Source organism: Micromonospora sp. L5 (genome assembly GCF_000177655.2).
Lineage (GTDB): Bacteria > Actinomycetota > Actinomycetes > Mycobacteriales > Micromonosporaceae > Micromonospora > Micromonospora aurantiaca.
On the sequence record NC_014815.1, the window covers coordinates 3372820 to 3387578 of the forward strand.

Here is a 14759-nt window from a genome sequence, read left to right on the forward strand (position 1 = left end):
GGGCCGGCCGGGGTCACCCCGGCCGGCCTCTCAGATCTCCGCGTCGGTGAGCGGGTTGGCGGTTCCGGCGGCCCGGCTGACCGGGGCCGTCAGCATGCCGGCGATGGCGTCGGCGAGGAAGTCCCCGACGTCCAGCCAGCGCGGGTCCTGCCCGTCCTGTTCGGCGCGGGCCTCGACCTCGGCGGTGGCGGTCATGACGATGCGGGCGATCAGCGCCGCCCGGCCGGCCACCACCCCCGGATCGAGGTGCGCCAGGCGGGACGCCAGTGAGGCGCGGACCGGCAGGTCGACGAAGGCCGACTCGAACGCCTCGCGCATCAGCACCCGCAGCGTCGGGTCGTGCAGGGCCTGGGCGAGGAAACGTGCCCGCCAGCTCGGCCGGGGCAGGCCGGCGAGCACCGCCATGGACGGCTGTACGAGGCTGCGGACGTCGCCGAGCACCGAGTCGGGTTGCGCGGGCATGGCCCGGCGGGGTTCGGCCAGGGCGTCCATGTGCCGGGCGACCAGTGCCCGGAGCAGGCCCTCCCGGCCGCCGAAGTAGTACCGCACCGCGGAGTGGTTCGTGTTGCCCGCGACCTCGGCGATCCTGCGGTCGGAGACCTGCGCGATCCCGGTCTCGGCGAACAGGCGTTCGGCGGCGTCGAGCAGCGCGGTACGGGCCGCCTCCGACCGTGCCATGAACCCTCTCTTCCCCTGGACCGGCGCCCAGCTGTGGCGCAGGCCAAACCTAGTCGTTTCGTCTTCCGGGGGACGCGTCACCTACACTTCGTAAGTCACTTGACTTACGTTTGGCTGCCGACGCAGCCGTGAACCCCTCCGGAGCCTGCCTGTGCCGCCCTCCACCGACCCGGCGCCCGCCGAGCCGACCGCCGCCGACCGCAAGGAGCGGATCATCCGCTCGGTCGCCCTCTTCGTCATGCCGTTCCTCATGGTCACGATGATGTTCGCGACCTACGTGGGAACGATGCACTCGCCGCACCCCCGCCAGATGCCGGTGGCGGTGATCGGCAGCGGCGCCGAGGCCCAGGGCGTCGTCGACGCGTTGAACGCCACAGCCGGCGAGCCGGTCGAGGCCCGGCTGGTCGCGTCCCGGGACGCCGCCGTGGAACTCCTGCGGGACCGGGAGATCAGCGGCGCGTTGCAGCTCCCGGCGGCGGGTTCGGACCAGGCGACGATCATCACCGCGTCGGCGGCCGGCGCCTCCCGCGCCGGCACCGCGCAACAGCTCCTCGCCCCGGTCGCCGTGCAGCAGCAGTGGGCGTCCACGACCGAGGACGTCGCGCCGCTGCCCGACGACGACCGGGCCGGCATCTCGGTGCTGTTCGCCGCGATGGGCATGATGCTCGCCGGCTACGTACCGCTGAGCATGCTCCTGATGGCCACCCCGCACCTGCTGCGCCTGCGGCGGTTCGTTCCGTTGGCGGCCGGCTGGTCGGCGCTGACCAGCACGATCATCTGGCTGATCCTCGGACCCGGTGTGGGCGCGGTCGACGGCCACTACCTCACGTTCCTCGGCGTCGGCATGCTCACGACCGGTGCCGTCGGTCTCGCCCAGCTGCTCTTCACCAAGGTGATGGGGCCGCTGGCGGTCCTGCTCGGGATGCTGTTCTTCGTCGTGCTCGGCATGCCCGCGTCGAACCTGGCGCTGCCGGTCGACACGATGCCCGGCTTCTTCCAGTTCCTGCACGGGGTGCTGCCCCTGCCGGCGGCCGGTGAGGCGCTGCGGTCGGCGCTCTACTTCGACGGCCGGGGCATCGGCGTCCACCTGCTGACGCTCGCCGCCTGGATCGTCGCCGCCGTGCTGCTCTGCCTGCTCAAGGAGCGCGGCGGGGCGCCGATCCCGCAGGCGCCGCAGGTCGACGGCCCGGACACGCCGCTGCCCGCACTCGCCGGCGGCCCGCCGCGGTCCAAGCGGTTCCGGTACGTGACGGTGGCGGCGTTCCCGCTGAGCATCCTGGTCGCCGTGGTGGGCCTGATGAGCTTCTCCATGCACAAGCCCGAGCCGCACGACATCCCGGTAGCCGTGGTCGCCGCCGTCCCCGAGCAGGCGGAGCAGGTCGCCGCCGGCCTGCGGGCCGGTCTCGGCGGGGTCGCCGACATCTCCGTGGCCGCGTCGGTGGACGAGGCGAGGGAGCGCATCCTCGCCCAGGACCTGGTCGCCGCGTACGTGCTGCCCGCGACACCGGGCGGCGAGGCGACCCTGTACTCGTCGTCGGCCGCCGGTTCCAGCCAGCACATGATGGTGCAGACCATGTTCCGCCAGGTCGCCGCCGGGCAGCAGACGCCGCTGGCGGTCACCGACGTGGCGCCGCTCAGCGGGACCGACACGATGGGCAGCAACAGCCTGTACGTCGGCATGTCCTGGATCATGTCCGGGTTCCTGATGCTCGCAGTGCTCCGGGGCGGGGCACCGCACCTGCGGCGGCTGCGCCAGTTCCTGCCGATCCTCGGCGGCTGGGCGATCGGCATGGCCACCTGGCTGTGGCTGCTGTTCGACGTGATCATCGGCGCGGTCGACGGGAGCGCCCTGGAGATGATCGGTTTCGGGGCCCTCACCATCTTCGCCGTGTCGTCGGTGACCGGGGTCTTCACCCGCACCTTCGGCCTCGCCGCGATCGTCCCGATGATGGTGGTGCTGATGATGGCCGGCGTACCGGCCTCCGGCGGCGGCCTGTCGATCTACATGGTGCCGGAGTTCTTCCGGACGCTCCAGGGCGTCCTGCCGCTGCCCGCCGCCGTGGACACGGCCCGGTCGCTCACCTACTTCGACGGCGTCGGCGTCGGGCGGAACCTCGCCGTCGTGGCGATCTGGGCAGCGGTCGGCCTGCTGCTCAACCTCGGCGTCGACTGGTGGCTCCGGCGCCGGGAGCGGGCGGCCGGCGGAACCGGGCCGCACCCGGCGCCGGACACCTCCGGCGGGCTGGACGGGATCGTCGGCGAGCCGGCGCCGGCCGGGGCGCGCTGAACCGGGCTCCGTCCACTGCGGAGCGCCCGCGCCTAGTACGCTCGCACCGCCCCACGCCGTCGGCGCGGGGCGGTGCGACGGGTGGGAGAGCATGGCTGACGAGGCGACCCAGGAACTGTCGATCACGCCGGACGCGGTGGCGGGCGGGACCACGCACGTCTCCGACGAGGTGGTGGAGAAGATCGCGGTGGCCGCCACCCGCGGGGTGCCCGGGGTGGCCGAGCTGGGCGGTGACGTGGCCCGGTTCTTCAACGCGGTGCTCGACCGGGTCGGGCTCGATCAGGTCGGCGACGCCCGCCGGGGCTGCTCGGCCCACGTCACGAACGGCGCGGCGGTGATCAACCTGGTCCTCGTGATCGCGGCCGGTCACCCGGTTCCGCAGGTCACCGACGAGGTGCGGGCCGCTGTCGCGTCCGCCGTCGAGGCGTACGGGCTGCGGGTCGACGAGATCAACATCAAGGTCGACGACGTGGCGATGGGCTCGCCGCCTCCTGCCGCCTGACCCTGCCCCTCCGGCGGGCAGACGACCCGTACCGTTGTTCCCAGCGGCGCGAGGCCGCCGTGCGTCGGGAGGTTCGCCATGCCGAAGGCTGTCTCGTTCGCTCCAGTGCGAACCGTGAGGGCGTACGAGGGGATCGTCCGGCAGGTCGAGGAGCGGATCGCCGCCGGCGATCTGCGGCCGGGGGACCGGCTGCCCAGCGAGCGCGAGCTGACGACCCAGTTCGACGTCAGCCGGTCGACCGTGCGTGAGGCGCTGCGCGTGCTGGAGAGCAGCGGCCTGGTCCGCTCGCGCCCCGGTGACCCGCTCGGGCCCCAGGTGATCGCCTCGACCGCCTCGGCGATGCGCAAGCTGTTCGCGCGGGTCGTGGACAGCCGGCGGCTCGGCGTGGCGGAGCTGCTCCAGTTCCGCATGATCATCGAATCGGCGGCGGGATCGGTCGCGGCCCGGCAGGCGTCACCGTCCGAATTGGACGAACTGGAGCAGGCGCTGGCGGGCATGCGGGACGCGGTGGCCGACGGCTACGAGGCGTTCAGCGCGGCGGACGTCCGCTTCCACGAGCACGTCGCCCGCCTGTCCGGGAACGAACTTCTGGTGCTCTGCCTCGACGCGGTCCGCAGCATGGTGCTCGATCTGATCTCCACGAAGCTCGCGGAGGCCCCGGATCGTGAGGCGCTGATGGAGCGCACGCTCGCGCACCACCGCCGGGTCATCGACGCGATGCGCGCGGGCGAGGCCGACGAGGTGGCCCGGCTGACCCGCCAGGAGCTGCACCACTACTACGCCGAGTACGTGCCGGAGGCGCGGCGCTCGATGGTGGACGTATTGCTCTGAATCCGCCTGATGTGGCCTGACCTCGGATTATCCGAGGCGGCCATCAGCTGAGCAGGCTCTTCCCTTCAACTGGTCTGACCAGTAGCCTCCCCCACATCTCGTCGTGTACCACGGGGGACCACCAGTTGCCCAATGCATCGACCGCCCCGGATCGGGGCGGAGGTCGCACCGCTTCGCATGGGAGAAGCTGCATGAAGTCGTCCAGATTCGCCGCGCTCGCCGCGGCAGCCCTGGTCTGTCCGGGACTCGTGCTCGTCGCGTCGCCCGCGTCGGCCAACCCCGCCGCCGGCGCACCGGGTGCCCACAACGCCATCACCGACGTTCCCGGCATCCAGGTCGGCCAGGTCCAGTCCGACACCGCTCCGTACCTGACCGGCACCTCGGTCGTCTACATGCCGCAGATGTCCGTGGCGAGTGTGGACCAGCGTGGTGGCGCCCCCGCCACCAAGGAGACCGACCTGCTCAGCCCGCTCAACTCCAACCCGGGCGTCAACGCGATCCAGCTCGGCGGCAGCAGCATGTACGGGCTGTCGGCCACCAACGGCATCATCCGCTGGCTGGAGGACCGGGGCGAGGGCGTACGCGTCGGCGCCGGCGGCGTGGCCCCGATCGTGCCGGCCGCGGACATCTTCGACCTCGGCCGCGGCGGCGACCCGAAGGCCCGCACCTCCGCCGAGTGGGGTTACCTCGCGGCACAGGCCACCTCGGACGGTCCCGTCCGCCAGGGCGGCGTCGGCGGCGGCACCGGTGCCCGTGGCGGCGGCATGCGCGGCGGCGTCGGCACCGCGAGCGTCCACCTCGGCGACGGCATCTACGTCGGCGCGATGGTGATCGTGAACCCGGCCGGCTCCCCGGTCGACCCGGCCGACTGCACCCTGTACGGCGTCAAGTACGGCATCGGCAACGAGTTCGCCGGGTACAAGGCTCCCAAGAAGAAGGAGTGCAACCCGCCGACCCCGCCGGCCGCCGCCGCCGAGCAGCCGGCCAACACCACGATCGCCGTGGTGGCCACCAATGCCCCGCTGGAGAAGGCCGCCGCGCAGCGCATGTCCGGCAACGCGCACGACGGCATGGCCCGCGCGATCAGCCCGATCCACACGCTCGGCGACGGCGACACCGTGTTCGCGGTGTCCACCGGCAAGGGCGAGGCGCTCCAGATCAACGACCCGGCCGACAGCCGCCAGCTCAACGCCATCTTCAACGCCGGCGCCAGCACGCTCGCCCGTGCCATCGCCAAGGCGGTCCTCTCGTCCGAGAGCATCGGCAACACCACCAGCTACTGCGACCGCTACCCCTCGGCCTGCAAGGGCATGAAGCAGCTCAAGCAGTGGCGTACGCAGGGCAACGCCCCGGACGTGACGCCGGAGACCTTTGCCCAGGCGACCCAGGCGCTGGCGCAGACCCCGGTCCCCGCGCCGGCCGGTGCCGACAAGGGCAAGGACAAGGGCAAGCCGAACGCCGCTCCGGCGGGCAACACCACGAACGACGCCGGTCAGGAGTCGCAGAACGGCATGGTTCTCGCCTCCGGCAACACCGGTGGCCCCACGCTCTCGACGGGCGTGACCACGGGCCTGCTGGCCGCCGCCGTCCTCGGCGTCGGCCTGCTGGGCATGCACCTGCGGGGTCGTCGCCGGGCGCCGTCCGCCCGGCTCAGCTGACACACACGCTGTCTCACCTCGCGCCGGCACAGTAGGCGCGTGACGATCGAGGCGGGTTCCGTCCACCCGGACGGGGCCCGCCTCGCGTCGTTCCCAGGTCGCCGGCCGGTGGATCGTCCGCGCCCGGTATGACCGTCGATCTTGGAGTTGTGGCACCTCGCACAGCTCGCATACAGCGCATCCCAGGCGCCACAACTCCAAGATCGACGGAGGAGGGCGTTCAAAGCCGAGCCACTTGGCAGCACGTCAGCCCTTCGGTGTGCCGAGGGAGCGGGAACGAGCTGCCCTCGGCAGCTCGTTGCGTCGCGCTGGCGCAGAGCACAGAGGCCACACCGTAGGGCCGGGCGTGGTCGTCGACGGGGCGGAACGCGTACACCCGCGGTTCAGCCCTCACTCGGCAGTGCGTTGTGTCGACGCCCCGAGCCCCCGGGCACGCAGGGTTTCACGGAGGCAAAACACCTCGACTGCGTCAGTCCACTGCGCACCGAATACGGCTCCCGGACAACCCCGGCCCTCCTGGACCGTCGATCTTGCACTTGGTGTCCCGACGAACGGGGTCAAATCCCCCGCACCAGGGGCAGCAAGTGCAAGATCGCGGGGAGGGGGAGCGGGGAGGGGGAGCGGGGGAATGACGGAAGGACCTGGTGGGCGGGAGCCCACCAGGTCCTTCTGTGCGTGGTGCTGGGCTACTTCTTGGACACCTTGGTGACGTCGAAGGACTGGGTCACCGCGTCCTTCGGGTAACCCTCGACGCCGTCGCGGATCACCGCGAGGTTCGGCAGCAGGAACAGCCAGTCGCTGGCGGCCTCCTGCGAGATGACCTTCGCGGCCTCGGCGAACTTCTTGTCCCGGGTCGCCGCGTCCAGAGCCGTGTCGGCCTCGTTCATGAGCTGCGTGACGGCCGGGTTCTTGTAGCGGTAGTAGTACTCCGGCTGGCTGTAGCGGACCAGGTCACGCGGCTCGACGTGGGCGATGATCGACAGGTCGTAGTTGGCCTTGCCGAGCACCTTGTCGAGCCACTGCGGCATCTCGACGTTGTTCTGGGTCACCTTGATGCCGACCTCGGCGAGCTGCGAGGCGACGAACTGCGCGGAGGCGCGGGCGTAGCCGGGCGGCGGGACGTCCATGGTCAGGGTGAGTCCGTTGGCGTGGCCGGCCTCGGCGAGCAGCTGCTTGGCCTTGGCGGGGTCGTGCGGGAAGTCTCCGGTGCGGTCCTCGTACCACGGGTCGCTCGGCGGCACCATGCTGCCGATCTTCGTGCCGTACCCGGACCAGACGGTCTTGATGAGCGCGTCGTGGTCGATCGCGTGGCGGATGGCCTGGCGCACGCGGGCGTCGGCCAGCGGGCCCTTGGCGTTGTTCATCGCCAGGACGACCTCACCGGTCGTCTTGCCCTCGACCACCTCGAACTGCTTGTTGCCCTTGAACACCTCGAGCAGCTGCGGCGCCTGGATGTTGGCCACGATGTCGAGCTGCCCGGAGAGCATCGCGTTGTTCAGCGCGTTGGCGTCGGTGATGTACCGGAAGACGGCGGTGCCGACCTTGGCCTTCTCACCCCAGTAGCCGTCGTTGCGCACCAGCGTGATGCTGTCGCCGCGGTTCCACTTGTCGAACTTGAACGGGCCGGTGCCGTTCGGCTTCGTCCCCAGGTCGGTGGCGTTCTCCTTGAGCACCACGCCGACGCGGCCGGCGACGTCGAACAGCCAGCTCTGGCTGGGCCGGGACAGCGTCACGTCCACGGTGGAGGCATCAGGCGCCTCGACGGTCTTCACGACTGTCATCTGCGACTTGAACGGGTTCGTCGAGCCCTCGGCGGTGACCCGCTTGAAGCTCCACACCACGTCCTGCGCGGTGAGCTTCTGGCCGTCGTGGAAGGTCACGCCGTCGCGCAGCTTGAACGAGTACTTGGTGCCGTCGTCGGACACCTTCCACTCGCTGGCCAGCAGCGGCTCCACCTCGCCGGTGCCGGCGTTCTGGCGCACCAGGCCCTCGTACACGTTGTAGAGCAGGACCTGCGGGATCGCGGCGCCGGCCTCGGCGGTCAGGTCGAGGCTCACCGGCTCCAGGTAGGCGCCGAGGGTGACCGTACCGTTGCCGGAACCACCGCCGGTGGTGGTCTCCGAGTCACCATCGCTACTGCACGCGGTCAGAGCCAGCGCCGTGGCGAGCAGCACGGCGGGCAGCGTTATCTTCAGCCGATTCATTCGTGTGTCCCATCGCGAAGAACGCCAAGGGCGCTCGTAGCCTGTGAGGCGGGACACTATGAGCGTGCTACCCGATGCAAAAGGGCCAGTTCAGCGGGGTCGGCAGGTACCAATCAGCGCCGGACTACCGCGCCACGCGGAACCCGGTGTTGCCACTTGAGGAGTCAACGGTGGTCCGACTCCGTGCTGCCACGCGGTAACGGTTGCAATAAGAGTCGTGGCACAGGTACGAACCACCCCTGATGACGCTCTCACCTGGTGAGATACGGCCGCGGTGGTCGCGCCAGGGTTCGGCCGTGAGTTCCCAAACGTTGCCCGCGACGTCGTAGAGGCCGTAGCCGTTCGGCGGAAACGTGGTCACCGGAGAGGTGCCGGCGAACCCGTCCTCAGCGGTGTTGACAGCGGGGAAGGCGCCCTGCCAGATGTTGCAGCGGTGCCGCCCGTCCGGGGTCAGTTCGTCGCCCCAGGCGTAGCGGGCCTGGGACAGGCCGCCGCGCGCCGCGTACTCCCACTCGGCCTCGGTCGCCAGCCGGGTGCCGGACCAGCGGCAGTACGCCTCGGCGTCCCGGTGCGAGACGTGCACGACGGGATGCTGCTCGCGCCCGCGTACGTCCGACCCGGGTCCGTCCGGAGCGGCCCAGTACGCCCCCTCGACGGCCAGCCACCACGGCGCCTGCGGCACCGACGCGTCGAGCACGTACGGGTGCGCGGACGGCACCAGGAGCAGGTGGAAGACGAACGACCAGCCGTACCGTTCCGCGTCCGTGCGGTAGCCGGTGGCGTCGACGAAGCGGGCGAACTGCCGGTTCGTCACCGGCGTCGCGGCGATCTCGAACGGGGCCACAGCCACCGGGCGGACCGGTCCCTCCAGATCCTCCGGGAAGCCCTCCGGGTCGTCGGTGCCCATGAGGAAGGTGCCGCCGGGCAGCGCGATCAGGTCGTCCGTACCCCCTCGTGGTGAGCGGACGGCGCTCGCCCCCGCCGCGGCGCCGGTGCCGGCGGCGGGCGGGCGTCTCGGCGCGCAACACGGCGACGGCGGGGGAGTGCCCCCGCCGTCGTCCGGATCGACCGGTTCGGTGCTCACATCCGTGTCACGCCGGCAGGGCGTCCGCCTGGTACGCGCCCTCGCCGATGACGGCGGCGACGGCGTCGCCGAAGTCCTCGGTCGACATGCCCATCTCCGGCCCGCGCATGGCGCCCAGGCGCGGCAGCACCGCCTTCACCCCGTCCTCCAGGCTGCGGGCCGCCTCCGGGTGACCCAGGTGCTCCAGCATCAGCGCGGCGCTGAGGATCGACCCGGCGGGGTTCGCCCAGCCGCGGCCCGCGATGTCCGGCGCGGAACCGTGCACCGGCTCGAACATGCTCGGCGCCGACCCGGTCGGGTTGAGGTTGCCGCTGGCGGCCAGGCCGAGACCGCCCTGCACGGCGGCGCCCAGGTCGGTGATGATGTCGCCGAACAGGTTGTCGGTGACCACCACGTCGAACCGCTCCGGCTGCGTCACCAGGTAGAGGCACATCGCGTCGACGTGTACGTAGTCCACAGCGATGTCCGGATACTCCGCCGAGACCTCCTCGAAGGTCCGCTGCCACAGGTCGCCGGCATAGGTGAGGATGTTCGCCTTGTGCACCAGCGTGACGTGCTTACGGCGGCCCAGGGCCAGCCGGAAACCGTGCCGGATGAGGCGCTCGACGCCCTTGCGGGTGTTCACCGACTCCTGGGTGGCGATCTCGTCCGGCCCGCCGCGGTGGATGAAGCCTCCGGCGCCGACGTACGCGCCCTCGGTGTTCTCCCGCAGGATCACCAGGTCGCACTGCTCGGGGCGCAGCCCGCCGATGGGCGTGGGCACGCCTGGCAGCAGCTTGACCGGCCGCAGGTTCACGTACTGGTCGAACGCGGTCCGCAGGTGGATGACCAGGCCGCGTTCCAGCACGCCGGGCGGCACCGACGGGTCACCGACGGCGCCGAAGAGAATGGCGTCCGCCTTCGCCAGTTCCTGTTCCACGTCCGGCGGCACGACCTGGCCGGTTATCCGCCAGTAGTCCGCGCCGAGTTCGTAGTCCTCCCAGACCAGGTCGATCCCGAACCGTCGGGCGGCGGCGTCGCACGCCTTGACCGCCTGCGCGGTGACCTCCGGTCCGATGCCGTCGCCGGGCACCAGCGCGATTCGCTGGGCGCTCATGAGTCCACCCCTGTCCGCGTGCAGGAGACCGTCACCTGCCATCGCCCGGCCAAGCGTGGCGGGAACGGGCCCTCCGCAACAGGTCCAGGTCTCCGGCTAGGCTAGTACCAGCGGGACGCACAGGGCGTGTGCAGGGCGTACGACGACGGGACGAGGCGAGACCCCCGCGGGAGTGGGAGGTCGAGGTGGCGGATTTCCTGCTGCCGGTCAACCCGCAGAGCACGGTTCCGCTCTACGAGCAGATCATCACCGGGCTCGAGGACGCCATCCTCGCGGGGCAGTACGACGACGGCCCGCTGCCGAGCACGCGCCGCCTGGCCGAGGCGCTCGGCGTCTCCCGGAACACCGTGCTGACCGCGTACGACCGGCTCATGGAGCAGGGTCTGATCGTGACCGTCCCGCGGCGCGGTCTCTACGTCTCCTCCGACGCGGTGGTGCGGATGCGGGCCGCGCGGCGGACCGCCCGCTCGCCGATGCAGCCGATCGACTGGGAGGCGCGGCTGCCGGAACCGCCGCCCACTCCGGTGCACCGGGATCCGGCCTGGGCGCGGGCGCCGTTCCCGTTCGTGGTCGGCCAGCCCGACCCGTCCATGTTCCCGATCGGCGCGTGGGAGCGGGCGCAGCGTGAGGCGCTGCGGCAGGACGGGCTGTCCCGGGTCATCGGGGACGCCGGCCAGGCCGACGACCCGGAGCTGGTGCGTCAGCTCTGCGAGCACGTGCTGCCCGCGCGCGGCATCTCCGCCCACCCGGATCAGGTGATGATCACGCTGGGTTCGACGCACGCGCTGCACCTGCTGGCGAGCGTCCTCGTCCGGCCGGGCAGCGTGGTGCTCGTCGAGGACCCGGGCTACCCGGACGCCCGGACGATCATGCAGATGGCCGGCGCCGACGTGGTGCCCGGCCGGGTCGACGAGGACGGCCTGGTCGTCGAGGACCTGCCGGCGGACCTGCACGGCGCCCAGCTCGTGTACGTCACGCCGAGCCACCAGTACCCGACCGGCGCGACCATGTCGGCGTCCCGGCGTGAGGAGCTGCTGCGCCGGGCCGGCGCGGCGGACGCGGTCGTGATCGAGGACGACTACGACCCGGAGATGACGTTCCGGGGGATGCCCGCGGTGGCGGTGCGGGCGCTCGACGACGAGGACCGCGTGGTCTACCTCGGCAGCTTCAGCAAGCTGCTGGCACCCGGGCTGCGGCTCGGCTACGTGGTGGCGTCCCCGGCGCTCGTGGACGCCATGCGGGCCCGCTCCCGCTACGTGCTGCGTCACCCGCCCGGCCCGATGCAACGCGCGCTCGCGCAGATGATCGCCAGCCGGGACCTGGCCCGTCACGTGCGACGCGTCCGCGCCCACTACCAGGGGCTGTACGAGGAGATGGTGCGGGCGGTCGAGCGGCACGTGCGCTGGGGACCGCAGCCGGTGCCGCGCGGCGGGCTGGCCCGCTGGATCACCGGCCCGCCGGGGCTGGACGCCGGAGAACTGGCCCGGGAGTTGCGCCGGCAGGGCGTCCTGCTGGACCCCGGCGCGCCGTACTGGGCGACCCGGCCCGCCCCGCGTCACCACCTGCGCCTGGGGTACCAGGTGATGCCGCTGGACCGCATCGAGGAGGGGGTGCGGCGGGTCGCCGCGGCCGTAGAAGACCAGGTCCGGCCACGGCTGGTACCCCCACCGACCCGGAAACTGGACGTTCCCCTCCGAGGGCGGAGTTCGTAACCTCCGACGCCATGACGTCGGACACCCACGCCTCCCTCCGCGCCGGCCATCTCGTGGACGAACAAGCCGTCGTGTCGCTCACCCAGGACCTGGTCCGCATCCCCTCGACCTGGGACGCGGGCCGAGGGCGTAGCGAGCAGCCAGTGGCGGAACTCGTCGCGCAGGTCATGCGGGGATTCGGCTGGCGGCCGGAGGTCACCGAGGTCGTCCCCGGGCGCCCCAACGTCGTCGCGGTGGTGGACGGCGGCCTGCCCGGCCCGACGCTGATGTTCGAGGGGCACACCGACGTCGTCACCGAGGGCGCTCCCGAGGAGTGGACCGTCGACCCGTTCGGCGGCGACATCGTCGACGGGCGGCTGTACGGTCGCGGCTCCGCCGACATGAAGGCCGGTGTCGCCGCGATGATCCACGCGACCCGGGCCGTCGAGCTGGCCGGGCCGTTCCCGGGCCGGATCGTGGTGGCGGCCCTGGTGGACGAGGAGGGCCAGATGCTCGGGGCGAAGCACTTCACCACCACCGCGCTCGCCCGCGAGGTGGACGCCGCGATCATCTGTGAGCCGGAGGCGGAGGAGATCTGCGCGGTCGCCAAGGGCGCCGTCCGGCTGCTTGTCACCTGCACCGGCAAGATGGCGCACGGCGCGATGCCGCAGCACGGCCGCAACCCCGTGCCGGCGGTGGCCGAGCTGGTCGCCGCGCTCGGCCGGTACCAGAAGGAGCTGCAGGCCGACCCGGGTGAGCACGAGCACCTCGGCCTGACGTACCTGACCCCCACGGTCCTGGACGCCGGCTCCGCCGACCAGCTCAACGTCATCCCCGGCCGCGCCGTCCTCGGCGTGGACTGCCGGACCGTACCCGGTGTCGACCACGCCGCGCTCGCCGCGCGCGTCCGCTCCGACGCCGACGCCATCGGCACCAGGCACGGCGTCACCTTCGCCGTCGAGGTCGTCGACGACCGGCCGTGCGCGGTCACCCCGGAGGACCACCCCGTCTCGCTCGCCGTGGCCGAGGCGCACCGCGCCGTCACCGGCGCCGAGCCCGTCTTCGGCGGCGTGCCCGGCGCGACCGACGGCACCATCCTGTGGCGCGACAGCGGCATCCCGAACGTGGTGTACGGACCCGGCCCGAAGTGGATCGCCCACCAGCCCGACGAGTACGTCGAGGTCGACGACGTCGTCCGCAAGACGAAGGTATACGCCGAGGCGGCCCTGGCCTTCCTCACCGGGGCCACCGGCGCCCTGACGGGTGCGGCGTCGTGACCGCGCAGGAGCTGCTGACCGCGCTGCCCACCGGCCTGCCGATCGGCGCGGGCTGGACCAGCACCGCGCAGACCGCGCCGGTGCGCTTCCCGTACGACGGCAGCACCGTCACCCAGGCGCCGTGGGGCGACCCCGGCGACGCGGAAGCGGCTGTCGAAGCCGCGCAGGAGATCGCCGCGGAGATGGCCGGGCTGCCCGGCCACCGGCGGCGCGCGATCCTGACGGCAGTCGCCGCCGAGGTGCGCGCCCGCGCCGGCTCGCTGGCCGAGCTGCTGGTCCTGGAGACCGGCAAGCCGCTCGTGGACTGCCGGGTCGAGGTCGCCCGCACGCTGGTCACGCTGGAGACGGCCGCCGAGGAGGTCGGGCACCTGACCGGCGAGACGGTGGCCCTGGACATGCAGCCGGCCGGCGAGGGCATGCTCGGTTTCTGGGTACGCCGCCCGGTCGGTGTCGTCGTCGGCATCACCGGGTTCAACTACCCGCTGCTCCTGGCCGCCCACAAGGTCGCGCCGTCGGTCGCGGCGGGCTGCCCGGTGATCGTCAAGCCGGCGCCGAACACGCCGCTGGCCACGCTGGTGCTGGTCGACCTGTTCCGCCGGGCGGGCTGCCCGGCCGCCGGGGTCCAGCTCGTCACCGGCGGCGTCGAGGTCGGCAAGCTCCTGACCACGCACCCCGGCGTCGCGGCCGTGTCCTTCACCGGGTCGGCGCACGTCGGCCACCAGATCGCCCGCGCCGCGGCCCCGCGCAAGGTGCTGCTCGAACTCGGGTCCAACGCGGCGCTCGTCGTCGGCCGCGACGCCGACCTCGACCGGGCCGCCGAAGCCGTCGTACGCGGCGGGTTCTACGCCTCCGGCCAGGCGTGCATCAGCGTGCAGCGGGTGATCGTCGAGGAGCCGGTCCGGGAGGCGCTGCTGGACCGCCTCCGGCCGCTGCTGGCCTCGGTCACCACCGGCGACCCCCGGTCCGCCGACACCCGGGTGTCCGCCCTGGTGGACGAGGCGTCCACCGAGCGGGTCCACTCGTGGGTGGACCGCGCGGTCGCCGCCGGGGCGCGCTGCCTGGCCGGCGGTACGGCGCAGGGCCGGGTGCTGCAACCGACCGTGCTCGTCGACGTCCCCGAGGACGCCGAGTGCTGGGCGGAGGAGATCTTCGGTCCGGTGGTCTGCGTCCGGTCGGTGCCCGACATGGACGCGGCAGTCGAGCTGGTCAACCGGTCCCGCTACGGGCTCCAGGCCGCCGTCTTCACCCGCGACCTGGCTGTCGCCCTGGACGTCGTACGCCGCCTCGACGTCGGCGGCGTGCTCGTCAACGAGGTGCCCGGCTTCCGCGCCGACAACATGCCGTACGGCGGCGTCAAGGACTCCGGCATCGGCCGGGAGGGACCGCGCTTCGCCATGGAGGAGCTGACCGTGACCAAGATGGTGATGATCAGGCCATGACTCGGAGTGGGA

11 protein-coding genes are annotated in these 14759 nt (G+C 72.2%); 7 read left to right on the top strand and 4 right to left on the bottom strand.

What is annotated here, in order from left to right; genetic code table 11:
* Positions 1-30: 30 nt before the first annotated feature.
* Positions 31-678 (bottom strand): TetR/AcrR family transcriptional regulator, encoded by a 648-nt coding sequence (locus ML5_RS15985; protein ID WP_013475379.1) that lies wholly within the window; start codon positions 676-678, stop codon positions 31-33.
* A gap of 151 nt (positions 679-829) precedes the next feature.
* On the opposite strand from ML5_RS15985, the gene ML5_RS15990 reads away from it, so the two are divergent.
* The 4 genes from ML5_RS15990 (at position 830) to ML5_RS16005 (ending at position 5956) form a co-directional block, all read left to right on the top strand.
* Entirely contained in the window at positions 830-2965 is a 2136-nt protein-coding gene (locus tag ML5_RS15990) for an ABC transporter permease (protein WP_013475380.1), read from the top strand.
* Between the two features lie 91 nt (positions 2966-3056).
* Entirely contained in the window at positions 3057-3467 is a 411-nt protein-coding gene (locus ML5_RS15995; RefSeq protein WP_013288217.1) for an Asp23/Gls24 family envelope stress response protein, read from the top strand.
* Between the two features lie 114 nt (positions 3468-3581).
* Positions 3582-4298 (top strand): FadR/GntR family transcriptional regulator, encoded by a 717-nt coding sequence (locus tag ML5_RS16000; RefSeq protein ID WP_225319458.1) that lies wholly within the window; start codon positions 3582-3584, stop codon positions 4296-4298.
* A 191-nt stretch (positions 4299-4489) separates the two neighbouring features.
* Positions 4490-5956, top strand: a complete 1467-nt coding sequence (locus ML5_RS16005) for a P1 family peptidase (RefSeq protein ID WP_013475381.1) — start codon at positions 4490-4492, stop codon at positions 5954-5956.
* A gap of 686 nt (positions 5957-6642) precedes the next feature.
* Here the strand turns inward: ML5_RS16005 and ML5_RS16010 are convergent.
* From ML5_RS16010 to ML5_RS16020, 3 genes are all read right to left on the bottom strand, one after another.
* Positions 6643-8160: an ABC transporter substrate-binding protein gene (locus ML5_RS16010; RefSeq protein ID WP_013288214.1), complete on the bottom strand. Its 1518-nt coding sequence runs from the start codon at positions 8158-8160 to the stop codon at positions 6643-6645.
* 124 nt (positions 8161-8284) lie between these two features.
* Positions 8285-9244, bottom strand: a complete 960-nt coding sequence (locus ML5_RS16015; protein ID WP_013475382.1) for a formylglycine-generating enzyme family protein — start codon at positions 9242-9244, stop codon at positions 8285-8287.
* A 7-nt stretch (positions 9245-9251) separates the two neighbouring features.
* Positions 9252-10340, bottom strand: coding sequence for a 3-isopropylmalate dehydrogenase (locus ML5_RS16020; protein ID WP_013475383.1), 1089 nt, complete (start codon positions 10338-10340; stop codon positions 9252-9254).
* Positions 10341-10525: 185 nt separating this feature from the next.
* On the opposite strand from ML5_RS16020, the gene ML5_RS16025 reads away from it, so the two are divergent.
* Genes ML5_RS16025 through ML5_RS16035 form a run of 3 tightly spaced genes read left to right on the top strand, consistent with a single transcriptional unit; the run spans position 10526 to position 14747 of the window.
* The gene (locus tag ML5_RS16025) at positions 10526-12052 is read left to right on the top strand and encodes a PLP-dependent aminotransferase family protein (RefSeq protein WP_013288211.1); all 1527 of its coding nucleotides are present in this window, start codon (positions 10526-10528) and stop codon (positions 12050-12052) included.
* A gap of 11 nt (positions 12053-12063) precedes the next feature.
* A complete protein-coding gene (locus tag ML5_RS16030; protein ID WP_013475384.1) occupies positions 12064-13308 on the top strand; it encodes a M20 family metallopeptidase in 1245 nt (414 codons plus the stop codon).
* The gene (locus ML5_RS16035) at positions 13305-14747 is read left to right on the top strand and encodes an aldehyde dehydrogenase family protein (RefSeq protein ID WP_013475385.1); all 1443 of its coding nucleotides are present in this window, start codon (positions 13305-13307) and stop codon (positions 14745-14747) included. Before ML5_RS16030 ends, ML5_RS16035 begins: the two co-directional genes overlap by 4 nt.
* Positions 14748-14759 lie beyond the last annotated feature (12 nt).